Annotated in this window: 21 protein-coding genes, 1 tRNA gene and 1 pseudogene; 15 read left to right on the top strand and 8 right to left on the bottom strand. The window is 60.8% G+C overall.

Translation table 11 applies throughout. From position 1 onward, the window contains the following. Positions 1–4 precede the first annotated feature (4 nt). Entirely contained in the window at positions 5–529 is a 525-nt protein-coding gene (locus B9A12_RS07700; RefSeq protein ID WP_084057317.1) for a Crp/Fnr family transcriptional regulator, read from the bottom strand. After that, on the bottom strand, positions 504–2999 hold the full coding sequence (locus tag B9A12_RS07695) for an ATP-binding cassette domain-containing protein (protein WP_084057316.1): 2496 nt from the start codon (positions 2997–2999) through the stop codon (positions 504–506). Before B9A12_RS07695 ends, B9A12_RS07700 begins: the two co-directional genes overlap by 26 nt. A gap of 399 nt (positions 3000–3398) precedes the next feature. Here B9A12_RS07695 and mutY point away from each other — a divergent pair, with 399 nt between their 5' ends. The 8 genes from mutY (at position 3399) to dacB (ending at position 12884) form a co-directional block, all read left to right on the top strand. Beyond that, positions 3399–4508: an A/G-specific adenine glycosylase gene (gene mutY, locus B9A12_RS07690; protein WP_084057315.1), complete on the top strand. Its 1110-nt coding sequence runs from the start codon at positions 3399–3401 to the stop codon at positions 4506–4508. Positions 4509–4564: 56 nt separating this feature from the next. Continuing rightward, on the top strand, positions 4565–5458 hold the full coding sequence (locus B9A12_RS07685) for a hypothetical protein (protein ID WP_170920433.1): 894 nt from the start codon (positions 4565–4567) through the stop codon (positions 5456–5458). A gap of 3 nt (positions 5459–5461) precedes the next feature. Continuing rightward, positions 5462–6652, top strand: coding sequence for a ChaN family lipoprotein (locus B9A12_RS07680; protein WP_084057313.1), 1191 nt, complete (start codon positions 5462–5464; stop codon positions 6650–6652). A 352-nt stretch (positions 6653–7004) separates the two neighbouring features. Beyond that, positions 7005–8000, top strand: a complete 996-nt coding sequence (locus B9A12_RS07675; protein WP_084057433.1) for a 3-dehydroquinate synthase II — start codon at positions 7005–7007, stop codon at positions 7998–8000. After that, complete coding sequence (pheA, locus tag B9A12_RS07670; protein ID WP_170920432.1) at positions 8000–9121, top strand: prephenate dehydratase; 1122 nt, start codon at positions 8000–8002, stop codon at positions 9119–9121. Before B9A12_RS07675 ends, pheA begins: the two co-directional genes overlap by 1 nt. Positions 9122–9147: 26 nt before the next feature. Next, positions 9148–9984, top strand: a complete 837-nt coding sequence (gene aroE, locus B9A12_RS07665; RefSeq protein ID WP_084057311.1) for a shikimate dehydrogenase — start codon at positions 9148–9150, stop codon at positions 9982–9984. A 64-nt stretch (positions 9985–10048) separates the two neighbouring features. After that, positions 10049–11368, top strand: coding sequence for a 3-phosphoshikimate 1-carboxyvinyltransferase (gene aroA / locus B9A12_RS07660; protein ID WP_084057310.1), 1320 nt, complete (start codon positions 10049–10051; stop codon positions 11366–11368). A 184-nt stretch (positions 11369–11552) separates the two neighbouring features. Further along, positions 11553–12884, top strand: coding sequence for a D-alanyl-D-alanine carboxypeptidase/D-alanyl-D-alanine endopeptidase (gene dacB / locus B9A12_RS07655; RefSeq protein ID WP_170920431.1), 1332 nt, complete (start codon positions 11553–11555; stop codon positions 12882–12884). 15 nt (positions 12885–12899) lie between these two features. Here dacB and B9A12_RS07650 read toward each other — a convergent pair whose 3' ends face one another. Next, a complete protein-coding gene (locus B9A12_RS07650) occupies positions 12900–13823 on the bottom strand; it encodes an NAD(P)-dependent oxidoreductase (RefSeq protein ID WP_281247908.1) in 924 nt (307 codons plus the stop codon). A gap of 277 nt (positions 13824–14100) precedes the next feature. Between B9A12_RS07650 and B9A12_RS07645 the strand changes: the two genes are divergently transcribed. The 6 genes from B9A12_RS07645 (at position 14101) to B9A12_RS07620 (ending at position 20623) form a co-directional block, all read left to right on the top strand. Further along, positions 14101–14853, top strand: coding sequence for a DUF6125 family protein (locus B9A12_RS07645; RefSeq protein WP_084057307.1), 753 nt, complete (start codon positions 14101–14103; stop codon positions 14851–14853). A gap of 253 nt (positions 14854–15106) precedes the next feature. Then, complete coding sequence (gene lpxC / locus B9A12_RS07640; protein WP_084057306.1) at positions 15107–16054, top strand: UDP-3-O-acyl-N-acetylglucosamine deacetylase; 948 nt, start codon at positions 15107–15109, stop codon at positions 16052–16054. A 113-nt stretch (positions 16055–16167) separates the two neighbouring features. Then, positions 16168–16740 carry a DUF4390 domain-containing protein gene (locus B9A12_RS07635; protein WP_084057305.1) on the top strand — a complete coding sequence of 191 codons (573 nt, stop codon included), beginning with the start codon at positions 16168–16170 and terminating at the stop codon, positions 16738–16740. 9 nt (positions 16741–16749) lie between these two features. Beyond that, complete coding sequence (locus B9A12_RS07630; protein WP_084057304.1) at positions 16750–18975, top strand: sensor histidine kinase; 2226 nt, start codon at positions 16750–16752, stop codon at positions 18973–18975. Positions 18976–18994: 19 nt separating this feature from the next. Next, on the top strand, positions 18995–20386 hold the full coding sequence (locus B9A12_RS07625) for a sigma-54-dependent transcriptional regulator (protein ID WP_084057303.1): 1392 nt from the start codon (positions 18995–18997) through the stop codon (positions 20384–20386). 159 nt (positions 20387–20545) lie between these two features. Beyond that, a tRNA-Pro gene (locus B9A12_RS07620) sits at positions 20546–20623 on the top strand. A gap of 315 nt (positions 20624–20938) precedes the next feature. Here B9A12_RS07620 and fbp read toward each other — a convergent pair. Beyond that, positions 20939–22051 (bottom strand): fructose-1,6-bisphosphate aldolase/phosphatase, encoded by a 1113-nt coding sequence (gene fbp, locus B9A12_RS07615; protein WP_084057302.1) that lies wholly within the window; start codon positions 22049–22051, stop codon positions 20939–20941. A 223-nt stretch (positions 22052–22274) separates the two neighbouring features. On the opposite strand from fbp, the gene B9A12_RS07610 reads away from it, so the two are divergent. Then, positions 22275–23393, top strand: a complete 1119-nt coding sequence (locus B9A12_RS07610) for an FAD:protein FMN transferase (protein WP_084057301.1) — start codon at positions 22275–22277, stop codon at positions 23391–23393. Here the strand turns inward: B9A12_RS07610 and B9A12_RS07605 are convergent. The 4 genes and pseudogenes from B9A12_RS07605 to B9A12_RS16930 all read right to left on the bottom strand — a co-directional run. Continuing rightward, positions 23335–23838: a hypothetical protein gene (locus B9A12_RS07605; protein WP_084057300.1), complete on the bottom strand. Its 504-nt coding sequence runs from the start codon at positions 23836–23838 to the stop codon at positions 23335–23337. The genes B9A12_RS07610 and B9A12_RS07605 overlap by 59 nt on opposite strands. Before the next feature lie 38 nt (positions 23839–23876). Then, positions 23877–24980, bottom strand: coding sequence for an NADH:ubiquinone reductase (Na(+)-transporting) subunit F (locus tag B9A12_RS07600; protein WP_084057299.1), 1104 nt, complete (start codon positions 24978–24980; stop codon positions 23877–23879). A gap of 12 nt (positions 24981–24992) precedes the next feature. After that, positions 24993–25586: an NADH:ubiquinone reductase (Na(+)-transporting) subunit E gene (locus tag B9A12_RS07595; RefSeq protein ID WP_084057298.1), complete on the bottom strand. Its 594-nt coding sequence runs from the start codon at positions 25584–25586 to the stop codon at positions 24993–24995. A gap of 231 nt (positions 25587–25817) precedes the next feature. Continuing rightward, positions 25818–25927: pseudogene (locus B9A12_RS16930) on the bottom strand (transposase); the annotation flags it as partial.

The raw sequence follows: 25927 nt of genomic DNA, 5'->3' as shown, positions 1-25927 counted from the left end.
CCCCTCAATGGATCACACATTCGTGGATATGGTATTCCAGAAGTTTTTCTTCCGTGGCGACGATCCTTCCGATCATCACATCCAGAATCTTTTCGATCAGCTCAGGAAATTGGCGCAGAATCTTTCGAAAGCTCTCCCGGTCGATGCTGAGCAGCTCCAAATCTTCGGCCGCTCGCACACCGAAGAGTCTTTTCACATTAGCCAAGAGTGCCAGCCCGCCAAAGAAGTCGCCGGGATGGAGTTCGTGCACGATGAAGCTGTGGTCTTCGTATTGGCGTATGATCTGCGCCTTCCCTTCGATGACGACGTAAGCCTTATCGGCGGGTTCTCCCTGCTGGAAAAGGAATTGACCCTTTTCAATACGGAGTCGATGGCAGAGAAGGGCGTAGACCTTGAGGCGTTCCAACGGCAAGCCGGCGAAGGTGTCCACCCGCCTCAAAATCTCCACATTCCGGTCCAGCTCGCACACGTGTTCCGTGCCTTCTTCCGGAATGCCGGAGCCCTTAGTCGTTTCCTCGGACGAGCTCATAGAACAGCCCCCTTTTTTCCATCAGTTCCTGATACCTGCCCATTTCCACGATCTGGCCCGACTTCATGACGGCGATCAGGTCATAGTCGCGGATGGTTTCCAGTCGGTGAGCCACGGAAACAACCGTGGCCTTGCCGCGCAATTCCACGTCCAGATAGTGTTGGATGCGATGCTGGCTTGCCATATCCAGGCTGGCCGTGGCCTCGTCCATGATGAGCAGCCGAGGTTTCTTGAGCAAGGCCCGGGCGATGCCCACCTTTTGTTTCTGGCCTCCCGAGAGGCGATCCCCTTTGCTGCCCACCTGAAACTCCAGCCCCAGCTCCAGGACCCGATCGTAGAGGTCTTCTTCGTGAAGCAGATCCACAACCGCCTTCATCACCTTGTCCCACGCCCAGGATCCGTCCTCTTTGAGCCGCCCGAAGAGGAGGTTGTCCAGCAGGGTGCGGCTGTGCAGGTATTCGTTTTCGGAATAATACACAAAAGCCTCGGGATCCTTTCGGCTGCAGTAGTCCCGGAAGAGGGGACGGGCTTCCAGGATCTTGGCCCGGAGTTCGCGAGGCACGGTCACCATCTTGTGCTTTCCGGGAACGGTCCTCAAGGCCAGGGCGAGAAGGGGTTCCACATCACGGGGCTGAAAGGCTGGGTGTTCTTCCTTGTAATGCTCCATGATGGCCTGGTAGAGGTCCAATTCCTCCGGGGGAATGGGAGACTGTTGAAAGAAAAAGGGATCATCGCCCAGATCACGCATGAGCGGTACGGTCCGTCGGGACACGTCCAGGCCAAGCGCCAGCAGAGGCTCCAACAAACCCTTCTCTTGCAGGAAAGCCCGAAAGCGCGGGCTCTTGGGCAGGATTTCGCAAGGTCGGCCCTCGCCGCTGGGATAACCGAAAACGATATTTGTGGCGATGCTGCTATGCTCCATGAAGGTCCCTTTTTGGAAAAACTCCACGCAATCGGCCAGTTCCAAGCCCCAGGCATCGTGGAGTCGGTGCCGAGCTCGGATGACCTTGTGGACCAGATCCTGGCAGCAGTCCGCCCCGACCAGCGAATTGAGCCCGAAGCGAAGGATGTCGTCGGTCAGGCCCACTTGGTCCACCATGTGAAGGATCTCTTCCGAACCGGGGTCGTCGTCCGGTGCCGTCTTCCCGGCCACGGTGGACAGGGCGCGGCACCCGTACAGAATGTTTTCCCGGATTGATCCGTCGAAGATGAATGGATACTGAGCCACGAAACCCAGGTGTGGGATCACCTCCGCCTTGGCCAGTTCCCGCAACTCATGGTGGTCCAAGTAGACATGGCCATGTTCGTAGCGGTAGAGCTGGGCCAGGATCATGGCCAGGGTGCTCTTGCCGCTTCCGGAAAGGCCTACCAGCGCCAAACGCTGACCGGGCTGGAGTTCCAGATTGATCTGTTCCAGGAGGCGAATCTTGCCGTGCACATCAAAAAACAGGTCTTCCACCTGCAGATGGCCGGAAAGGGCAACGAGCTTCTTATCCCGCGCCAGCAGCCTGAACTCCGGTTGGACGTCAAACGCCTCCTGGATTCTTCCATAGGAAACGGCGGCGTTTTGATAATTCTGGTAAAAGTCCATGAGTTCCTTCCAGGGGTCGTAGAGCTTTTCGTAGGCGGAAAGAAAGGCCACCAAGGCGCCCAGGCTGAAGTGGCCCTGGATGCTGTAATAACCGCCGAGCAGGAAAAGCAGAAACGGCCCCAGGCTCTGGAAGAAGTTGTTGGTGAATTTGATTCCGAACTTAAAAAGGTTCATGCGGTGGCGTAGCTGGAACAATTTCTTGGCAAAGCGGGCCACTTTTTCACTTTCCAGCTGATAACTGGCGTTGGCGTGGATTTCATGGATCCCCGATACGGCTTCGCCCACGGCATTGCTCATGGCCCGCCTTTCCGTGACCCGCTGGCTGTTGAGGCGATTGAAACGCCGCTGCAGGAAGGGAATGATGGCGATCTCAAAGGGATAGATGGACAGGCTCAGGAGAGCCAGCAAGGGGTTGAGGTAAAACATGTAGGCGCCGAAGGTACCCAGTGTGAGGACGTTCACCACGGGGACCGCCACGGCGCTGCCGAGAAATTCCGCCACTGAAGAAATCTCCGACGTGAGGGCCGAAATGACCATGCCGGGAGGGGTCCGCCTGTAAAAACCGATGGGCAGTTGCAGGACGTGCTGGTAGAGGCCGGTGCGCATTTCTAAAAGGATCTTTTGGCCGATATAGCCCTGTAACACGTTGATGGCGTACTTGAGGATGCCGGCCAGCAAAACGGCACCCATGTAGAGACCGCAGTAGAGAAAAAGGGTATCAATCTTTCGAAAGCGGATGGCCTCGTTGACGATCCTCTTTTGCATCTCCAGGGGGAAAACCCTGAAAAAGACCGTGAAGACAATGAGCAGGAGAAGCAGGGCCTGGAGGCCCCGGCAACGTGTGAGCGCCCAGGACCAGAGGGATTTTTTCAGGATCATCCGCGTTGCTCCTCGGAATAGGACAGGTCCAATGCCATGAAATTGCCACAAAGCGGTGCGTGGATCCCTTGGATGTGGCTCTTGTCTAATCAACATAGGAAGACCCAAAAGTCAATTCGGGGCACCGCTGGCACGCCATGATCAGAAGGGGTGCGGTGAGAAGGTTGGGGCTCGCAAGGAGCAACCCGGGCATTCTCGGGCAGGCTCCTGGGCCTCTTTTCGGCATGCGGGTGGAGGCGGGAGGTGAACGTTTCCAACGGGTTTGGAACTTGCGCTTGCGCGCGGGTGGGGTTTGATCCATCCTCCAATATGCCGGGATAGGAACACAAACCTTCCTGTAGGCGGAGAAGTGCAGGGGCGCCCGGCCTGGGTGGGTGCGAAGGGTATGGCGAACGGGAGATGACCGAGAGGAACGGGGAGTTGGAAAATCCGCAGCTGATCGGGCGGGAGTTGGTGGAATGGTTTCGGGTCAACCAGAGGGATCTGCCGTGGCGGCGGGACTATTCTCCCTACGGGGTGTGGGTTTCAGAGATCATGCTCCAGCAAACCCAGGTGGCCGCGGTGATTCCCTACTACCTTCGATGGATGGAACGCTTTCCGGACGTGGCGTCGGTGGCGGCCAGTAACGAAGAGGAGGTCCTCCTTTACTGGGAGGGGCTGGGCTATTACACCCGGGCAAGAAACCTGTACAAGGCGGCGCGTCTCATGGTGGAGCGCTTCCAGGGAGAGGTGCCGACCACCCGACAGCAACTCCTGGCACTTCCCGGAGTGGGACCCTATACGGCTTCCGCCATTTTGAGCCTGGCCTTCAATCGGGATGTGCCGGTGGTGGATGGCAACGTGGAGCGAGTGGTTGCGCGCCTTCTGGATCTGGGATGTCCCATCAAGTCGGCGGAAGGCCGCCGGGAGGTGCTGCGCGCCGCAACGGATTGGCTCGTGGAGGGCAAGGCCCGGTTGTACAACCAGGCCCTCATGGAACTGGGGGCCCTCGTCTGCACACCCTCCGATCCCCAGTGTCCCAGCTGTCCTGTGGTCTCCCATTGCCGGGCTTTCCGGCTTGGCACGGTGGAAGATCGGCCCGTTCGGCCTCCCCGGCCTCGTTTGGAAGAAATTCAGACGGCGGTGGCGGTGCTTTGGGACCGGGGAAGAATCTACATCCAAAAGCGGCGTGCGGGAGGACTCTTCGCCGGGATGTGGGAATTTCCGGGGGGGAAGATCGAGGACGGAGAGTCGCCTCGCCAGGCTTTGGCTCGGGAACTTTGGGAGGAACTGGGAGTGCACGTGCAAATCGAGGAAAAGATCGGCCGGATCCGGCATGCCTACACTCGATTCCGGGTGACGCTCCATGCGTACTCCTGCCGGCTGCGTCCTTCCGGGCAGCAGGTGACGGCCCGTGCCGCCGAGCAGGGGCGATGGGTGGATCCCCGGGATCTGGGCCGTTACGCCTTTCCGGCCGCCAATCGCCGACTCATCCGATCGCTTCAAGAGATGCCGGGTTCAGGGGCATGATCAGCCTGGCCTTTTCCACGCATCGAACGGAGGTCCTTCCGGCGGTGGAGGAGCTGATGGCGACCCACCAGATGGTGGTGCTGGAGGAACCTCCCCATCCCAGTTTTCAGGCCATGTTGGACGGCCGGATGGACGTGCAAGAATATCTGGAAGAGACGGAGTACGAGTTTCCCGTCTTTGCCCAGGCCTCCTGCCGCCTCTACAGACGCTTGTATGAGGCGGGAATCGAGATCGTGCAGGTGGAGCCCTACCTGGAAGCCCTGGTGGCTCTCCATGAATTCTTTGCCGAAGGGGGCGATTCAAGCGCCCTGGCCCCTGAGAGCCTAGAGGCTCGGGTCCACAAGGTGGAACGGCGGGCTTTTGGAACGCTCCTCAACTATTATCGGCGCTCGATGGATGGGGATTTTCCGAGTGTGGTGCAGGCCGTCAAGGATTTCGCCCGGGCGGATGCGGTCCGGATCAAGCTGAGGGATGCGATGCGGGCCCGTGCGGTGGCGCGGTTGGCCCGACGCACGGGTCGGTTGTACGTGGAGGCGGGCTACATACACTGGGCACTCTACACGGATCTCAGGAAGGAGGTCGAGGATCCGAGCCGGGTCCGTGCGCTCTGGCCGCTGGAAGCGCTGGCGCGGCGTCTGGTGGGCAAAAAACAGGTCTTGGGACCCGGCGACCTGTTGACGTTGTGCTATGTGTTCCATCCCCGTTGGGAGGGAGCGAAAGCCGACGAGCTTGCCGCCAAGAGCCTCATCTACGTCAAGCTTTTGGAAAAGAAAGAGATGGCGCCGGGCCGGATCCGGGCCCCGCACCTTTGGGACGAGGCGAGGGCCTGGCGGGCCGTGCGACCACTTGGCTACGAGGAGTGCCGCCTCTTGTGGCCGGAGGTGCGAAGGGCCTCCACCGCCCAGGCTTGGAAGGCGGTTCGACGATTCCTAGAGAGGAGAAAGGGCTAAGGGATGCTGGAGGTGATCACAAGGGGCACCGCATCAAGGGTGTGCCGTTGGCTTGTGCTGGTTCTTGTGGCGGTCCAAGGCTGCAGTGTTTTGCCCACGAAGCCCGATTCCGCTGCGTTCTTGTCCAAAGCCGGGTGGAAAGTGGGGGACGTGGTGCACCTGCGCACCGGCCGGAGGATCAGCTTTGAAGAGATGATCGGCGATCTGGAAACGGTGCCAGTGATCTACGTGGGGGAAACCCATGTGAGTCGGGCGGATCACGCACTGCAACTCAAGGTGGCCCGGGCCTTGTGGGAACGCCATCCCAAGCTGGCCATTGGGATGGAAATGGTGCCAAGGGTCCTGCAGCCGGTCTTGGACCGATGGGTGAAGGGCGAACTCAGTGAAAAGGCGCTGCTCGAGCAACTGTCCTGGGAAGAGTCGTGGGGCTACGATTTTTCGCTCTACCGGCCCCTGTTCCTGTTTGCACGCGCGCGCCGTCTTCCCATGGTGGCACTCAACGCACCGGGTACCGTGGTGAAAAAGGTGGCGAGGAAGGGCCTGGCCGGCTTGAGTGACGAGGAGCGGAGTCAACTGGCGGATCGAATCGAGGGCGACGATCCCCGCCATCGCGCCTTTGTGAAGGAAGAATTCCTCCGTCACGGTCACGGCAACTTTCCGAACTTTCAGCGCTTTTACGAGGCCCAGTTGGCCTGGGAGGAAACCATGGCGGAAACCCTGGCTCGATGGCTCAGGGCCCACCCGGGTTTCCAGGTGCTGGTGGTGGCGGGAAAAGGCCACGTCAACCAGCGATTCGGCATACCGGAAAGGACCCGGAGACGAGTGGAGCACCGCTATGCGGTCATCGTCTCCATGCCGATTCACGAGAAGGGGTTTGAGGTGTCGCCGGCGGTGGGGGACTATCTGGTGGTGACCCCAAAGGAGCGGCCCTTTCCCGGCCACGGCCGCCGAATCGGCATTGTGCTGGATCCGAAAAGGGGGGGACCGGGCTTGTATGTGGTGAGCGTGCTCCCGGGCAGCCGAGCGGATCGAGCCGGCCTGCGGGCCGCCGACAGGATTGTGGCCGTGGACGGTAAGGCGGTGCAAGATATGGGGGATCTGCACGAGGCGGTGAGGGCAGAGGCCAGACGTCTCACATTCACTGTGGATCGCAACGGCAAGCGGCTGGAGGTGGTGATCGACTTGAAGAGATGATCGGCTGCACCACGCAAAGATGGAAGGCGAACGGTGCCGGCTGGAACCAGCCCATGCGTCGGCCCCGGGGACGGTTCCTGGATTGCCGATCGCCAAGCCCAGATCACGGGCGAGTTGGGAGAAAGGCTTGACAAGGCCGCGTTGGGTCCTCTAGAAGAAGCTAATCCACAAAAACGCCAAGAGGGTCGCCGGGATGCCTGTACGCCATCTCTTCTTTTATGGGTTCTACTTTTTTACGAAGGAGTCCTTCGGCTGACCCGGCGTGCGCCAGCATTTTCAGTATCGCCACTTTTGCAAAGGCCGGGGTTCAGCCCACGGCCTTTTTTATTTCCAGGACAGGGAGGGAGAAGCGGTGAAGGAGGTCTGGGTTCAGTTGCACGACTGGGACAAGGAGGTGGTGACGGCCGCCGTGGAGGCGGGGGCCGATGGGGTGGTGGCGCCCCCGGGCGTGGCGGATCGAGTGCGACGCCTCAGCCGGGTGCTCGTGGTGGCGGAAGATGGAGACTGGATACCCGGTCGGGATGTGCACTTCGTGACGCTCAAGTCCCCGGAGGATGAAAGGCGCATTTCCGATCTACTGAAAAGCGGCCAACGGGTGGTGGTGGAAAACGCCGACTGGGAGATCATACCCTTGGAGAACCTGGTGGCCGGGGGCGGCGCGCTGGTGGTGGCCGCGGACGACGAAAAGCGAATGGAATTGGCGTTGGGCGTGTTGGAAAAGGGAGTGCAGGGGGTGTTGATCCCGGGCGACGATCCCGCAACGGTCTCGGTGTGGACGAGGAAGGTGAAGGCCATGGGCCCCGCAGAAAAGCTGGTGGAGGCTGAGGTGGTGCGAGTGGAACCTGTGGGGTTGGGGGACAGGGTCTGCATCGACACCTGCTCCCTGCTCACCGGCGGGCAGGGGGCTCTGGTGGGAAACAGCGCCGGCTTCCTCTTTCTCGTGCATGCGGAGACGAGGCAAAACCCTTATGTGGCTCCCAGGCCGTTTCGCGTCAATGCAGGGGCGGTCCATGCTTATGTGAAGGTGCCGGAAGGGCGCACTCGGTATCTGTGCGAACTGGAAGCGGGGGACCCCGTTGTGGTGGTGGACACGTCGGGAAAAACCTCTGAGGCGGTGGTGGGCCGCATCAAGGTGGAAAGGCGCCCCCTGGTTGTGGTGGAAGCGCGCTGTGAGGCGGGTGCGGGAAGCATTCTTTTGCAAAATGCTGAAACCGTTTGCCTGACGAGTCCGCAGGGGGACGGTCTTTCCGTGACGTCGTTGGAAAAGGGTGTGCGGGTGCTGGTGTCCCTTCAGAGCGGCGGCCGACACTTTGGGTTGGCCGTGGACGAATCGATTATGGAGAAATGATGAAAGGGCAATCCTTGGAAGAGCTTCGCCGCGGTATCGACGCGTTGGATCAAGAGATCCTGGATCGACTCAACCGCCGCATGAGACTGGTGGAACAAATCGGACGCATCAAGGCGGAAAAGGGGCTGGACACCTTTGATCCGGGAAGAGAAGAGGCCGTGTGCCGCCGCCTGGTGGAGGCCAGCCCCGGTCCGCTTCCGGCCGAATCGGTGCGGGCCATCTATCGGGAAATCCTGGCGGCTTCCCGCAAGCTGCAGCAGCCCTTGAAGGTCGCCTTTCTGGGGCCGGAATGGACCTATTCCCACCTGGCGGCCTTGTCCGTCTTTGGCCATTCCGCCCATTACCTGCCCCAAAGCGCCCTGGTGGATGTCTTCGACCATCTGTCCAAGGGATTGGCCCGCGTGGCCGTGGTTCCCATCGAGAATTCCCTGGAGGGGGGCATCGGACAGACCATGGACTTGCTGTACGAAAGACCCGTGCGGGTGGTGGGCGAATGTTACCTGGAGGTGGCCCATTGCCTCTGTTCTCGAGCCTCCGATCCCGGCTCGGTTCGAAAACTCTACGCCCATCCCCATGCCCTGGGGCAGTGTCGCAGATGGATTTCCGAGCACCTGCGTCACGCCGAGATCTACGAGTGCGCTTCAACGGCCCAGGCGGCCCGGCAAGCGGCGTCCGAAGCGAGCGGTGCGGCACTGTGCAACGTGAAGGCGGCGGAAAACTACGGATTGAGTGTGTTGGCGGAACGGGTGGAAGATCATGCCGGCAACACCACACGCTTTATCGTCTTGGGATTCGAGGAGAATAGCCCCACGGGCGACGACAAGACCTCCATTCTTTTCGCCGTGGCGGACAAGCCGGGAGCGCTCTACCGTGTCTTGGAGGTCCTGACGCAGCACGGTTTGAACATGACGCGCATCGAATCCCGGCCCAACCGGCTGCATCCCTGGCAGTATCTGTTCTTTGCCGATATCGGGGGGTATGAAAGGGACGAGCGGGTGCGGGCGGCCTTGGAAGAGGCGGCGTCTCGGACGACCTTTTTCAAGATCTTGGGCTCCTACCCACGGGCCAATCCCCGCCATCCCATCCGATTCGATCTGGAGCGATCCCGTTTCGGGGGCTGAACGGTCGAGGCAGAAGGAGTGCCCTTATGGCTCGCAGTGTGCAACACGACCTGTACGGGGTCGTGGGAAATCCCGTGCGCCACAGCTTGAGTCCCGCCATGATGAACGCGGCGCTGGTCCACCTTGCGGTGCCGGCCTTCTATTTGGCGTTGGAATCGGAGGACTTTGCCCAGGATCTGGAGGGGCTTGTGGAGCTGGGACTACGCGGGCTGAGTGTCACCATCCCCCACAAGGAAACCGCTCTGGGATTGTGTGCCTGGGTGGATGAAGCGGCCCGCGAAATCGGGGCCGTCAACACCCTCCGCTGGAGCGAGAAGGGCTGGGAAGGCCGCAATACGGATTGGATCGGCGCCGTGCGGGCTCTGCAGAGTGCGGTGGAGCTGGGAGGACAAAGGGCGCTGGTTCTGGGAGCCGGGGGGGCGGCGAAAGCGGTGATCTACGGGCTGGTTCGTTCCGGACTCCAGGTGACGGTGGCCAACAGAACGGAGGCCAAGGCTCGGGACCTGGCCGCCCGGTTCGGCTGCCACTGGGTTCCCTTGGCGCACATGAAGGAAGTGAGCGTGGATCTGGTGGTCCACTGCACGGCAGGGGGGTTGCGCGGACGATCCTATGCGTTCGCGCTGGAGGAGGTGCCGTTTCGCCCAGGCGCGGTGGTCATGGATATCGTCTACTCTCCCCTGGATACCCCGTTCCTGCAAGCGGCCAGAGCGGCCGGAGCCTCGGTGGTGGACGGCTTGGAGATGCTGCTGCACCAGGGCGTGGAGCAACTATCATGGTGGCTGGGACGGCCTGCGCCGGAATCGGTCATGCGCCGGGCGCTTCGGGATGCCGCCGGGGGACGGGAGGGCCGAGAAGGGGCCTGAGATGCCAGGTGCCGGTCACGGCGTGTATGGGAGTGAGGCATGAGGATCGAAGGGAAATGGGGCCATGAATAGGACAGATCGCAAACAAGGCATTACGGAACAGGCTGCGGAAGAAGTCGCCATTCCCACCGTGGAACGGGTCACCGGGCGTGTGCCCCTTCCCGGATCCAAGTCGGTCACGCATCGGGCGTTCATCCTTGCGGCCTTGTCCGGCGGCGAAAGTGTCGTTCTCAATGCCCTGGACGCAGAGGATACGCGCGTGACCGCTTCGGCCCTTCGGGATCTGGGAGCCCGGGTGGAATGGCGTGGAAGTACGGTTCGAATTCGCCCTCCCCACGAGCTGTGGCGCAGCCCTTCCTCACCCATCAATGTGGGAAACAGCGGAACCAGTCTCCGCCTTCTGGCCGGACTGGCAGCAGCCGGCAAGGGAACCTTCGTCTTCGACGGGACCGCCAGGCTGCGCGAGCGGCCCGTGGGAGCCCTGACCGTCGCCTTGGAGACGCTGGGGGCGGTGGTGCGCTTTCCCTTGAAGAGAGGCTATCCGCCCGTTGTGATCGAAAGCGACGGGCTTTGCGGTGGCAGGGTTTGTGTGGACGCCTCCCAAAGCAGTCAATACCTTTCCTCCATCCTCCTGGCGTCCACGAAAGCGTCGGGCCCGGTGGCGGTTTCTTGGGAGGAGAACGTGTCCTCCTTTCCCTATGTGGAGATCACGCTGCAGATGATGGCTCAGGCGGGCTTGGACTTCCGCAAAGCGGGACCCACGGAAGTGGTGGTGAATGCGCCCCAGGTGGTGAAGCCTTTCCACTATAGGGTGGAAGGGGATTGCTCTTCCGCTTCCTACTTTTGGGCGGCGGCGGCCTTGACGGGCGGAAGCGTTCTAACCTACCCTGTGAGCCAGGCGGCTCTGCAGGGCGACTGCGCCTTTTTGGATATCTTGAGTGCCATGGGCTGCCGGGTCGATTGGACGGAGGAAGGGGTTTGCGTGCAGGGTCCGCGCACCCTCCGATCGGTCGATGCGGACATGAACCGCATGCCGGATATGGTTCCCACTCTGGCGGTCCTGGCCGCATGTGCCGAGGGGGCATCCCGCATCCGCAATGTGGCGCACCTTCGAATCAAGGAATCGGATCGGCTGCGGGCGGTTGCGGTGGAGCTGAGCAAACTGGGGGTTCAGGTGGAAGAAGGCTCGGATGGCCTGGTGATCCAGGGACCCCCGCGCCGAGGGGCGACCATAGAAACCTACGAGGATCACCGGATCGCCATGGCCTTTGCCGTGTTGGGGCTTCGGGTACCCGGCGTGGTCATCCGGGGGGCCGCCACGGTGCGCAAATCGTTTCCTGAATTCTGGGACACCTTCTTCGGGCTGATCCATGGATCCACATAGGAGATCCCACAGACAAGGACCTGCTTTTCGACGGCTTGGCAGTAAATCCAAGGGGGCGAGCCGCCAGCTGGGCTCAGGCTTGTTCCAGGTTGTGGTGGCCCTTTCGATCTGGATCGTTTTGGTCGTGGCCCCCAGCCCATGCTTTGGTGCCGGTTCCAGAACAACCGACTCGTGGAAAGCCCACTTGAAGCGCCTTCAGATGGTGGCGCGGCACGTGGGCGTCCATGTGGTTCGGCTTTCTGACGACAAGACCGTTTTTGAGATGCATTCGCGCCGACCGCTGGTGCCCGCTTCTCTTGTCAAGCTCATCACCAGCTATGCCGCTCTCAAGAATTTGGGCCCCGATTACCGATTCGTGACCGAGCTGTGGGCTCATGGAAGGCCCCGGGAGGGAATCCTTTCCGGAAGCCTGTGGATCAAGGGGCATGGCGATCCGTATCTCACACCGGAACGGCTCTGGCTGCTGGCCCAAAAGATCCGGGGCATGGGCATTCGCCGCATTCTGGGCAGCATCCACGTGGACAACTCGGATTTCGACCCGCCCTACGAACAACTGTGCCTGGACGGTGAGCTGGACAGGCCCCACAATCCGGTCCTGAGCGCCACGGCCGTGAACTTCAACACGATGACACTCCAGATCTCGTCCCAGCAGGGGCCGGAGGGCACGGCCGTCAGGGTGTTTCCGCCCACAGACTATGCGGCGATCCGGCAAAGATGGCGCCAAAGGCCTTCGCGCAAGGTGATCATCTCTCTTTCCTCGTTGGGGATGGGAGACGACGGAAGGGAGGTCTTCCAGTTGCGGGGGCGGCCGCCCGCAGAAAAGGTGCTTCCCGTGGAGCGCCGTATGAATGTGCGGGACCCGGAAAAATTTGTGGCCCTCACCTTCCGGCGAATGCTCCAGGAAGTGGGTGTGCAGGTGAGCGGGAGCTCTTCTCAGGCTCTGGCGGTGCCCGAAACCTCCGTCCTCCTCTGCTCACTGGAATCACCTCCCCTGGGAGATCTTCTCTTCGGAATGAATCGATACAGCAACAACTTCATGGCGGAGATGATCCTGCGGGTGCTGGGTGCCCATGTCTACGGACTGCCTGGAAGCTCTCGGAAGGGATGCCGCGTGTTGGACAATGTCTTGAGAAAGCTTGGGGTGGCCCGATCGGAAGCCTTCCTGGATTCCGGATCGGGACTCAGCCGGACGAGCCGGGTCAGTCCCAGGGTCTTCAACACGGTGTTGAAGGCCGCCTACAACGATTTTCTCATCGCGCCGGAATTCATGGCCTCCCTGGCTCAGCCCGGAGAGGACGGAACCTTGCTCCGCCGCCTGAAGGGCCTGCCGGAAGGGACGGTGGTTCGCGGCAAAACCGGCACCCTGAAGGACGTGGTGAGTTTCAGCGGATATGTGGTGTCGCCTGCAAAGAAGGTGTACGCGGTGACCGTGATCCTCAATGGGGTTCCACACATCTGGAAAGCCCGCCGGGAGGTGGATCGCTTTGTGGAGCACATCCCCTCCCTGGCCGGCTGAAAGAGCCCTCATGGTTCAGCGGCCGGCCAGCCGGTCCAGAACCTTGAAGACGGCCGCCATGTCTTCATCCCCCCAACCCATGGCCCGGGCGGCGTTGTAGGCTTCTCGACAGGCAGCCGTGGCCGGCAGGGGACAGCCCAAGGATCCCGCTTCCGTCAAGACCAGATTCAAATCCTTGAAGACCAGGTCCACCGGAAAGTGTTTTGTATAATCGCCCTGGGCAATGGCCTTTCCCTTTAGGGCAAAAAGCGGCGCGGCCATGGCTCCGGAAGCGATCGTTTCCAGCATGGCCTCCATGTCCAGGCCCAGTCGCGATCCAAAGACCAGGGCCTCGGCCAAATCCACCATCATCGTGCCCAGGAGGAGATTGATCATGAGTTTCATGGCCGTGCCGGCGGGGACGGCACCGCAGCGAACCACCTTCTTGCCCATGGTGAGCAGGAGGGGTTCCATCTGGTCAATCAGGGCCGGATCGCCGCCGACGAGAATAACCAAAGTGGCCTGTTCCGCCGGGACCTTGCTTCCCGAAACGGGGGCGTCGAGAAAACGGCCGCCGGCCGCCTCCACCAACGCCGCCGCGCGCCGCGTGGCGTCCAGGGATACGGTGCTCATGTTGATCACCACCGTTCCCGGATTCAGTCCTTCCAGAATGCCTTGAGGCCGCTGGAGGAGGTCCAGGAGATCCGTTGGGCCCGTCACCATGAAAATCAGCGCGTCGCTCTGTCGTGCCAGATCCGCGGGGGACGAGGCCGTTGGCACTCCCATGTGGCGAAACGGTGCCGTCTTGGATGCCGTTCGGTTGTAGACGATCAGGTCGTAGCCGCCGTTGACCACGTTACGCGCCATGGGGTTTCCCATGGTCCCCAACCCGATAAAGCCCACGCGCATGGTAAGCCTCCCTGTGTGTGATCGGTGTTCTCTCGCCGCCTGCCAGACCAAGGCGTGAAACGAAAGATGCAAGGCGCGACGAAGTTCCCTGTCCAAAACGTTGTGGCCTGCTTTGGAAAAGCTACACCCGAGCGGAAGCCCTTCTCAAGGGATTTTCCGCGGGGGATATCCTTTATGATAAATTTCTTGACCGCCGGCCGCCCGTTCAGCTATCCGTTTCCATCAAAGACCCCTGTCAACGGCACCTGCTGGTTTCCGTTACGAGCTGAACGGAGGCAGGGCCGCAACGCGTGTTCCCACCCAACCAACCCCAAAGTGAGGAGCTGCCATGAGTGCACATGTGGATCCCAAGCCTTTTGAAGAGTGGAGTGAAGCGGAGCTGGTCCAGTGGATCATGGATGGATTGCGGCGAAATCTCATCCACTACGGCTGCTGGTTCCGGGAGGTGGAGCACCAATTGGGACTGGAAAGGACCTTGCCCATCGAGGCGGACGCGGGAGACGCGGCTTTCGGGATCATGCTCAAACGCCTTTCCAAGGTGTTGGGTTTCGAGCTGGAAGACGGGGTTCCCAAGGCGCTCAAGGATATGGACAAGGCGCAGCTTCGCCAGGTGATGAACGCCGTGGCCGCCAACTGGCTGGCCACAGACGGGGTGTGGTTCCAGGCCGTGGAAAAGGTGCACGGGATGAATACGGCCAAGCGGTGCAACGACACCTGCTGGACCCGGTTTTCTCCCTATGAGGCCTATCGCATCAAGAAGCTCCTCGGGCTTCCCCGGGAGGCGGGGCTGGAAGGCCTGAAGACGGCTCTTGAATACCGGCTTTACGCTCGGATCAATGAGCAGGCGGTGGAGGTGGTGGATGAACACAGCCTGATCTTTCGCATGGTGGATTGCCGGGTGCAGAGCGCGCGCAAGCGCAAAGGCCTTCCCGATTACCCCTGCAAGTCTGCAGGAATGGTGGAGTATCCCTGCTTTGCCCGAACCATCGATCCCAGGATCGAAACGGAATGTATCGGATGCCCCCCGGACGCCCATCCGGACGCGTGGTGGTGCGCCTGGAGGTTCACCCTGAAGCCCTGACAGTCGTTGCCACCCAATAAGGAAAGGCGGGGTGTGGCTGTTGCATAAAAGTCACAGTCGGGTTAGGAGTGTGTCTTTTGGGGCACAGGCCCACCCGCCGTGGAGGGGCTCAGGTCCTGCGCGGAGACGAGGGTGCGCGCCCAAAAGATCTAAGGATATTAACTACTAGATGGATATCAGGGAGAATTCTTCTTTCTTTCTCGAGCTGGTACGATCATTGCCCTAGTCAAAAGCCTCGAGGAGGAATGAGACATTGCACTACGACCTGTTCAGTCAGCATACGGTTGGAGCGGAAGCGGAATTTGGCGGGACGGGCCTCCATTCGGGGGCTCGCGTGAATGTGAGGCTGCGTCCCGCACCTCCCCATCACGGGATCGTCTTCTACCGGGTGGACCTGCCCGGAAACCCCGCCATTGCGGCCCGCCATGACAATGTGGTGGACACGTCCCTGGCCACGGTTCTGGGATCCGACGGGGTGCGCGTGGGAACGGTGGAGCACTTCATGGCGGCGGTCCGGGTGCTCGGTATCGACAATCTCCGCGTGGAGATCGACGGGCCGGAGATGCCCGTCATGGACGGCAGCGCGGTTCCCTACTTGGAAGTGCTCGCCCGAGCGGGGCTGGAACGCCAGGAAGCGTCCAAAACGTGCCTGCGGGTGGAATCGCCCTTTACGGTCCGTCAGGGGGATGCGTATGTGAGGGTCCGGCCTGCGGATGTGTTGCACATTGACTACACCATCGATTTTCCCCATCCCCTGGTGGGGCGTCAGCACTTTGCTTGGAGGCTGGATGCGGGGGCCTTCCGGCGGGAATTGGCGGCGGCCAGGACCTTTGGGTTCCTCCGGGAAGTGGAATATCTACAGAGTAAAGGCCTGGCGCTGGGCGGCTCGTTGGACAACGCGGTGGTCTTCGACGATCACGGTGTGCTGAACGCGGAGGGCCTGCGCTTTCCGGACGAATGTGTCCGTCACAAAGTGCTGGATTTTCTGGGAGACTTGGCGCTCTGCCCGTTTCCTGTCTTTGCCCACTTCGAGGCGCACAAGGCCGGTCATGCTCTGCACAACCAGGTGCTGAGGGAAATGTTTCGAAGACCCGGTCATGCTCGGTTCATCCAGGCGGCCACGGCCATCCCCCAGAAGGTCATCCATCAGCCGGTGCCGTCCATCTACTGGAAGCCTCCTGTGTTGGCTCGAACGGGATGAGGGGACAAACCGGGGTCCCGGCGTCCGGTTGACTTCGTAGATCTGCTTGTCAACGCCCGGCGTGTCCGTTAAGATCTGAGCTCTTGAGAACCCCAATCGCAGAGCACGGACGGATGCGACAGGCGTTTTTTTTTGCCTCCCTCTTATTGGCGATCATGTGCACGGTGCTGTCTGGTCCGGTCGCGCAGGCCCGGAACAAGGCGGATATCGTGGAGCTGCAGGTCTATCCCGACCCGCCCAACCTGAAAGTCCGGTTTCGTATCGATAATTGCTTCAATGAAGAGATGCTGAAGGCCATCAAGAGCGGGGTGGGAGCCACCTTCCGCATCCTGGTGGTGCTGGAAAAAGAGGGCGTGCCGCTGTTTCGAGACCGGCTGGTGGATGTGTCCTTTGAGCACAGCATCCGATACGACACCTTGCACGGACAGTACCGCGTGAAGTTGGCGGAACATCCCAACACCACCTTGACCACCAAGGATTTTGCCAAGGCCAGGCAATGGATGAGCAAGGTGGAGGACGTGCCCATCATTCCCTTGTGGCGTCTTCCCAAGAACCAGGAATATCAGGTGCGTGTGAAAGCGGAATTGTCCAAGGTCCGGCTTCCCTTCTTCCTGCGTTATGTTTTCTTCTTCGTCTCTCTGTGGGACTTTGAAACGGACTGGGCCCAGGTCTCCTATGTGCATTGAGTCGAGACGATGAGCTATTCCAACGCGGCACTGGTCCGGCGCCGTCGGCGACGGGAAAGAATCGTCCTGATCATCGTTTTGTGCCTGGTGGTGGTTTTTGGGTTTCTGGAGGGATGGTTCTTCCAGTACCGATCGGAACTGCCCATCTTTGGCAACATCCTGCTCTTTGCGCTCATCAACCTGAACGTCATCTTGTTGTTGTTGCTGGTCTATCTGGTCTTGCGCAACGTGGTCAAGCTGATCTTCGAGCGGCGCCGGCGCATCCTGGGCCATCGGCTGCGCACGCGCCTGACCCTTGCCTTCGTGGGCCTCACCCTCATTCCCACACTTCCCCTTTTTGGGCTGGCGACCCAATTCATTTCCTTCAGCCTGGAATACTGGTTCAGCAACCAGGTGGAACAATCCCTGGAACAGGCCGTCTTGCTGGGAAAGGATTATTTGAAACAGGTCCACGGGGATCTGCTCGTGGATGCGCAATTGGTCCAGTGGGAGCTCTTCCCCGGCGGGTGGACGGCCCATGGGCCGGCCGTGCGTGAAGGGGACGTGCCCCAGTCCTTCTGGGAACGCTACCATGTCCAGGGCGCCTTTGTGGCCGATGCCCAGGGAAAGGTTCTCTGGGAGGTCTGGAAGGACCCGACGCAGCAACTGGATCCCTTGGTGATGGCCCAATTGGTTCGGGAATGGGCCCTTTCCGACGAGACGGTGGATTCCTTCCCCTTGGTGCCCACCGGGGGAAAGAGGGAGGCCATGGTCGCCTTCCGGCCGGTGGGTGGGGACGAGGGGAAAGCCCCTGAGGCCTATCTGGCTCTGGTTCGAACTCTCCCGTCCAGCATGGCGGCTCGCCTGGACGCGGTGGTGCGCGGCTACGAAAACTACAGCCAACTGAAACTCCTGAAGGCCCCCTTGAAGACCAGCCATCTCATCACCTTTTCCATTGCCACGCTGCTGGTGTTGTTTGCAGCCGTCTGGTTCGGTCTCTACCTGGCCCGGGACATCACGGGACCGATTCAGGGTCTGCTCATGGCCACGGAAAAGGTGGCGGAAGGGGACCTGGACGTTTCGCTCGACTGGGAAAGGGACGATGAGATCGGGACCCTGCTGGCCTCCTTCAATCGCATGGTCCGCGATCTTCGCCACAACCGTGAACAGCTCACCCTGGCCAACGAGGCCCTCCAGGAAAGCAACCGGGAGTTGGAGGATCGGCGCCGGTACATGGAGATTGTGCTTCGCAACATCGGGGCGGGGGTGGTGAGCGTGGATGTGCACGGAACCATTCGGACCATGAACAAGGCGGCCGAAGAGATGTTGGGCCTGCAGGGCGATGGGGTCATCGGGCGAAGCTATACGGAACTGCTCCAGGCGGAACACTTGCAGGTGGTCAAGGCGTTTCGGGATATGTACCAGGTGGGACGCCAGCCCACGATGGAGCGGCATGCTCAAGTCATGGTGGGCAACCGGCTCATGGCGCTTCTGATCAAGGTGAGCCTGCTTCGGGACGAAGAGGGGCGCGATGTGGGCGTGGTGGTGGTTTTGGACGATCTGAGCGAACTTCAAAAAGCCCAGCGCATGGCCGCCTGGCGCGAGGTGGCCCGGCGGATTGCGCACGAAATCAAAAACCCCCTCACGCCCATCAAGCTTTCCGCCCAAAGAATACGCCGGAAATATGGGCCGATGCTGGATGAGGAAGGGGGGGTGCTGGCCGAGTGCACGCAGACCATCATCGAGCAGGTCGATCACATGAAGCGACTGGTGGACGAGTTTTCCAGCTTCGCGCGCATGCCCGACGCCAACCCCACTCCATGCGACTTGGGGGCCCTGGTGGAGGAGGCGGTGGCGCTCTACAGGCACACCTATCCCAAGATCCAGTTCGTGGTGGATCGGAGCCCGGACTTTCCCTTGCTGCGCCTGGATCGCGGCCAGTTTCGGCAGGTGTTGAACAACCTCTTGGAAAACGCCGTGCAAGCTCTGGACGGAGCCAGCGGGCGCATTGAACTGCGCCTCTACTACGATTCCATTTTGCGCATCGCCCGTCTGGAATGTGCGGATACGGGACGGGGACTGCCGCCCGAGGCGCGCTTGCGCATGTTCGAGCCCTACTATTCCACCAAGGAAAAGGGGAGCGGATTGGGCTTGGCCATCGTGTCCAAGATCATCACCGATCACAACGGCTTTGTGCGTGTGCGGGACAATGAGCCCCGCGGGACGGTGATCGTCATAGAGCTTCCCGGCACATAAAGAGAAAGGTTGTGGGAAGATGGCGGAAAAGATTCTGGTGGTGGATGACGAACCCAGCATCCTGCAGTCACTCAAAGGGGTCCTGGAGGATGAGGGCTACGAGACGGTGTTGGTCGGTTCAGCGGAGGCCGCCTTGGAGGAGATCCAACGGGACGCTCCCCATTTGATCCTTCTCGACATTTGGCTTCCGGGCATGGACGGCATGGAGATGTTGGATCGGGTCAAGAAGACCCATCCCACCATCCCGGTCATCATCATTTCTGGACATGGCACCATTGAAACCGCCGTGCGCGCCACCCGGGTGGGGGCCTTCGATTTCATTGAAAAGCCGCTTTCGGTGGAACGCATTTTGGTGTCGGTGCAAAACGCTTTGCAGGTGTCGCGCCTGGAAGCCGACAACCTGCTGTGGCGCCAAAAGGCCGAACGCCGCCAGCGGCTCACGGGAGAAAGTGCGGCCATCGTCGAACTTCGCGACCAAATCCGGAGGGCGGCCCCGTCCCATGCCACCGTGCTGGTGACTGGAGAAAATGGTACGGGAAAGGAATTGGTCGCCCGCTCCATCCATTTTCTCAGTCCTCGCAAGAACCGGCCTCTCATTGAAGTCAACTGTGCGGCCATCCCGGAAGAGCTCATTGAAAGCGAACTCTTCGGCCACGAAAAGGGGGCCTTCACGGGGGCCCAGGAGAGGCGCCGGGGCAAGTTCGATCTGGCCGACGGCGGCACGCTCTTCCTGGACGAGATTGGGGACATGAGCCTGAAGACCCAGGCCAAAATCCTTCGGATCATTCAGGAACAGAGCTTCGAACGGGTGGGAGGATCCAAGACCATCCGGGTGGACGTGCGCATCGTGGCGGCAACCAACAAGGATCTGCAGGCGGAAATCGAGGCGGGGCGGTTTCGCCAGGATCTCTTCTTCCGCCTGAACGTGATTCCCCTCCACGTGCCACCCCTGCGGGAGCGCCTGGACGACATTCCGCTACTGGTGGAAGACTTCTTGAATGAGCTGTCCCAGGAAAGCACCCTGGGCAGGAAGGAAATCGATCCGGAGGTGTTGGAACGTCTCAAGCGCTACGATTGGCCGGGCAACGTGCGGGAGCTCAAGAATTTCGTGGAGCGTCTGGTCATCATGACGCCGGGTCGAGTGATCCGGCCCCACGACCTGCCGCGCGATTTCGTGGCTCAGCAGGGGCGCGCACCCGGCGGGGAGGATCCCTTTCGCTATCCCACTCTCAAGGAGGCCCGTTTCCATTTCGAACGCCAGTATTTGCTGAAAAAACTGGAGGAGAACGACTGGAACGTGTCCCTGACGGCGCAAAACGTGGGGCTGGAGCGCAGCCATCTCCACCGAAAGATGAAGGTCTTGGGGATCCGGGGCGACAACGGAGGCGACGCCTCTCCGGGCCGTTCGTGATGGGTGCCCCATGGAGGATGGAGCCGGTCGTGCCCGTGCCTGTCCCAGGGTGCGAAGCCGATACATCCCACGCCCACAAAAGGTCTTTTCTTTTTACTCCCCGTACCGGTGCAAGCCTTGACAGCACCGGGCTTTGGTGCTAAGTACTGCCAACGCTGTCGGGGCGTAGCGCAGTCTGGTGAGCGCACTAGCATGGGGAGCTAGGGGTCGGCGGTTCAAATCCGCCCGTCCCGACCAGCAAAAAGGTGAACAAGCCGGCCTTTCGGGGCCGGCTTTTTTTGTGACAAGCGGTTCTCGTGGCTGCCCTGTGCGAAAGCGGCTGGGCCGCCCCTCCAGGAGCCCGTTTTGGGACAAGTTCCCAGGAGCGTGTCCTAGATCGCCAAATCATCCCTTTGGGCCAATGCGATTTCGAACAGTTAGCATGTCCAAATGTTCTAAAATCGGCATTTTCGGACAGCCTCCTCGGGGATAGGATAAAAGCCGGCGCCCGTGCCCGGGCTGCGGGGCCGGTCGGGCGCACAAGCTCTTCCGGGCACGATACCCCCGGGTATTTCATTGGGTTTCTGGGGGCCTCACGGTGAAGCGTTCTTCCAGGTCCGCCAGTTTCTTCACGATTCCTCCGTATTCCAGTTCGCTGAAAGGCAGCATGGCGTTTCCAAAAAAGCCCTGTCGGCGGATTTCCGTCGCCTTGTCCGAGATGCGATCGCGAATGCGGTCCCAATAGGGATGGGCGAAGGCATCCACCGGGCTGGTGAGTCGGCCGTGATGGACGCAAAAGGCGGCGCAGGAAACGATGGGGGGGCCGTCGAAGAAGGAGGTGCCGGTGTTTTGTCGGACCGGCATGAGGGGGCCGGCATGGCTGCCGCGCATGAAGCCGGCCACGTAAGCCCCCAGATGAAACGGAGCCAGAACCTCGCCGGTGGCGGGAAAGCTTCCCTGGACGCGAACGAGCATGATGGGGTCGTCCTTACCCGTGTATTTGCCGGCGATGTTGTGGAGCCGGGTGGTGCTCACCGCCACCGCTTGTTCGCCCGTTTGACGTGAATGGATGGATTCCACCACAAATCGCTCCGGATCCCTCAGCAGCGCGGCGATGTCGTAGAGGTCTTCCGGGGCGTTCAACGTGATGACGCGATCGGCCTCCACATGGGAAACATCCATGATGGTGAAGGAAAATCCCTGAAACATGCCCGGTGAAAGCAGCAGGCCCGAACAGGTCATGGGATCGGCGAACGCCTGGTAGAGCGGCAGGTTGTAGGCGCCCGGATCCGTCTTATCCGCAGCGAAAAAGAGGAAGGGCTCCGCCGTTCTCTCGTCAAACTCCATCTCGGCTACGGCGGGCCCCAGCCCCCGGACGTTGCCGGCGAAAGCGTCCTTCAAGAGATCCTGCCCCGCCCCGTAAAGGCCCTGGTCCTTGGCCACGTCCGTTCCGGCCTTGAAGGCGTCCCAGGCGAGCTTGTGCACCCCTTCATGGCCGACGCCCCCCGTGTGGGTGCACAAGATGGCAATGTCGTCGCCCGTGTAGCTCACGTGCCAGTCGATGAGAAGCCCTTTCTGGTGCTGGCGAACGTGCCCCGTGACCGTTTCCAGCACGCGCTGGCTGGGCTGAATGTGTCCTCCGATGCTCCCAATGTCCGCCTTGATGGCTGTAAGTGTCATCTTCATAGCCTTGGCCCTCCTTGTATCTTCAGGTTGGAAGATCCGCCGCACGAACACCTGCGGCCGGGGTTGGGCGTAAGGATCGCGGGGGAAATGGGAGCGGGAAACGGGCTCAAAGAGGGGAAGCAGGAATCCGGTTGCGGTTGCGCTGCAGCATGGTTCAATATGACACGTCCATTGTCAGGAAAGCAAGCAGGGACCGACGCAGCATGGAGCGAGAAAGGATCCCATGAAGAGAAGAGCCGCGGTGACGTGGAAAACTAAAAACATGGCGGCGGTGTTCGTCTTCACCGTGCTGGCACTTTGGGGTTGCTCCCGGCAGCCGCAAGTGACGGCGGTGGCCAGACCCCTGATGGGAACCGTGGTGGAGATCAGCGTGGTCAGCCGTGATGAGGGGCGGGCCTTGCACGCCATCAAGGCGGCCTTTTCGGAGATGGAGCGCATCGAAAGGCAAATGAGCTTTTTCCGGAAAGACAGTGAATTGAGCCGGCTGAATCGGCGCGCCGGCCAACAGCCGGTGAAGGTTTCTTCGGAACTCTGGGACCTTCTGCGTGCGTCGGTTCGCATTTCCCAAATGACCCAGGGGGGCTTTGACGTGACCGTGGCGCCGCTGCTGCGGCTGTGGCCCATCTACAGAGCGGAAAAGATCCTTCCCACCGATGCCAAGATTGAAGAAGCCCTCCGGCATGTGGGCTACGGCAAGCTGCTTCTGGGGCAACAGGACCACACCGTGGCCTTCGCCGACCCGGGCATGGCGCTGGACCTGGGTGGGATCGCCAAGGGCCATGCCATCGACCGGGCCGTTCAGATCCTGAAGGGCCTGGGTGTGCAGGCGGCCCTGGTCAATGCGGGAGGAGATCTGTACGCCTACGGGCGAAAGCCCGACGGGAAGCCGTGGCGCATCGGCATTCGCCATCCCCGGCAGAAGGAAGGCATCTTGGCCACAGCCCGGGTGGAGGGCGTGGCGGTGGTGACTTCGGGCGATTATGAAAGGTTTTTTATCAAGAACGGAAAACGCTACAGCCACATCATCGACCCGCGCTCCGGCTTCACTGCCCGGGAGACCGCCGCCGTGACGGTGGTGGCGCCCCAGGCCACGCTGGCCGACGGGCTGGCCACCGGCGTGCTGGTCCTGGGGCCGGAGAAGGGACTTTCGGTAGTGGAAGGCCTGCCCGGTGTGGAGGCCGCTGTGGTCCGAGAAGGCCCGGCCGGGGGGCTGGAGTTCTGGGTGTCCACCCATTTTTTGACCCGGCTGGGGGTGGATGCGGCTTCCATCCGGCGCCAGGGCGTCAGGGTGGTGGAATGGGCGGGGAAGAGGCCTCGGGTTGCAGCCCCAAAATCCCAATGACCTTCTTGGGGTCGAGCCGATACGGGCTTTGCGCCCCCTGGTAAAAGCCGTGGGCCTCGATGAAGTGGATGGATAGGTCCGTCCATTGGAGCCGCTCGCCCGTATCCAGTCGCTCCAATTCCACGTGGGTCTTGGGATAAAGGCCGGGATGGCCCCAGGGGCACGGGAGTTTACCGCGGGCGGCCTCAATGCGCACGCGAAACCGTTCCTCAACCACCACGGGATCTCCCAGCCCCTTCTTAGCGGCGTCGGTGAGGCGGCGAAGACGGCGGGCGATGGCGTCGTGAAAGAGGCCCGCTTCTTTGACCGCCTTTTCATCTTCGGTGAGGATCTGAATGAGCGCCCTGGGATCGCCTTCCAGGTACCCATGGTATTGGAGGCCGGAGCGAAGCCTTTGCTCCACTTCATCCAGATCCGGGCTTTGGTAGACGGGAAAACGACCCATGGCTTCCCCTCGCGGTTTCCTGAGTTGGGGTGGGTGGTTCAGGCGAACTTGTCGTAGAAGATGCGGTCCTCGGGAAGACCTTTACTCACGAGAATCTCCACGGCGGCGTTGATCATGAGCGGGTTGCCGCAAAGATAGGCCTCCATATTGGACGCGTCCTCTATCTGGCGGGCCACTGCGTCTGTCACATAGCCCGTTTCTCCCTCCCAAGCGTCCTCGGGGGCCGGAGCGGAAAGAACCGGGATATAGCTCAGCCCCGGGATCCGTTCCGCCAGGGCCTGAATCTCCTCCTGGTAGAAGAGATCCGCCTTGCAACGGACACCGAAATAGAGCGTGGCCCGGCGGTTGATCTTTTCATCGGCCATCTGATGCAGGATGGACATGAGAGGGGCCAGGCCGGAGCCCGTGGCGATCAGGACCATCTCTCGCTCGGAATGGCGCAGATAGAAGTCCCCGTAGGGGCCGTTGACGCGCACCGGATCGCCTTCCTTGAGCATGGTATGGATGTAGGTGGTGGCCAGGCCCCGTTCCACGCGGGTGATCACCAGTTTGATTTCGTTTTTGAGCCCGGCGGGCGAGGCGATGCTGTAGGCCCGGTAGATGGGCTCAGGGCAACCCGGATAGGCCGGCACCTGGAACTGGATGAATTGGCCGGGCTTGAAGGTGATTTCCGGGGGATCCACCAGCTTGAGGTGCACCTCCTTGATGTTGGGGGTCAAGGGGCGTAGGCCCACCACCACGGCTGCATATTCCTTGATGAGGAAAAATTCTTCCGGGATGTGAATCGCCAGGTCGTTACGCACGCGCACCTGACACGACAGGCGCACCTGCTCGGCGATTTCCTTTTCATCCATGTAGGGGGTTTCCGTGGGCAGAATGGGGCCCCCGCCCTCCAGGACCTTGACCTTGCAAAGCCCACAACTGCCCCGACCGCCGCAGGCGGAAGGGATGAAGATACCCTGGTCCATGAGGGTACCCAGAAGCTTTCCTCCCCCCTGGACGGTCAGTTCCTTTTGTCCCTCGTTGATGGAAATGCGGCATTCGCCGTAATCGGCCAGGACCGCGTGGGCCGCTTCCAACAGCAGGGCCAGCAGGGCCGCCAAGGTGCTGATGGCCAGGAGTCCGAGGGCGAGTTGTACCATGGTGTTTCCACCTCAACCGATTTGAATCATGCCGCTGAAGGCCATGAAGGAGAGGGCCATCAAGCCCGCAATGATGAGACTGATTCCCGGCCCCTCCAACGCCTTGGGAATGGGGGCCTTTCGGATCTTTTCCCGAATGCCCGCCAACGCCGTGATGGCCAACAGCCAACCCAGACCGCCCCCGAAGCCGTAGGCCACCGACTGAATGAAGTTGTACCGGCGGATGATCATGAACAGGCACACACCCAGGATGGCGCAATTGACCGTGATAAGCGGCAGAAAGACGCCCAACACCACGTAGAGTCCCGGGGAGTACCGATCGATGATCATTTCCACCAACTGAACGAAGGCGGCGATGACGATGATGAAGACGATATAGCGGAAGTGCTCCAGTTGGAAGGGCACAAGCAGGTGATGATAGACCAGGTAATTGAGGGCGGTGGTGCAGGTCATGACGAATGTCACCGCCAGCCCAAGGCCCACGGCGGATTTGAGTTCCCGGGAGATGGCCAAAAAGGAGCACATGCCTAGAAAATTGGCCAGTAAAATGTTGTTGGTGAAGATGGCGGCGAAAAAGATCACCGGAGCGCTCAAGGTGGTTTCCATGCCGGGGACGCCCTCCTAGGAGCTTGTCCGACAATGCGGATTAAAATTTGAGTCCTGCATCGTTCATGAGCAAACATCGCGGGTGAAAGTGCTGTGACTGCAGAGACGTTGCTCGTCGACGCAAGATATCGGGCATCAGCAGGTATCAAAGAGCCATTCAAAAAGGAGCAAGCTGCCCCTTTAGGCAGCCTGTGCCCTGATCGCTCTTTGATCTATATTGATGATGCCCTCAGCTACGGCCTTTACAATCTTAAGAAGGTTATGGGCAGCGCACATCAGGGCAAATTCGCCCCTGACCTTTTCCAGCCCCCGCAGGCGAAAACCTCGAAACCCAAGATTTT

Source organism: Desulfacinum hydrothermale DSM 13146 (assembly GCF_900176285.1).
In the GTDB taxonomy this organism is placed as follows: Bacteria; Desulfobacterota; Syntrophobacteria; order Syntrophobacterales; family DSM-9756; genus Desulfacinum; species Desulfacinum hydrothermale.
The sequence above is the reverse complement of the archived record's forward strand: the minus strand, read 5'-3'. Positions and strand labels throughout refer to the sequence as shown.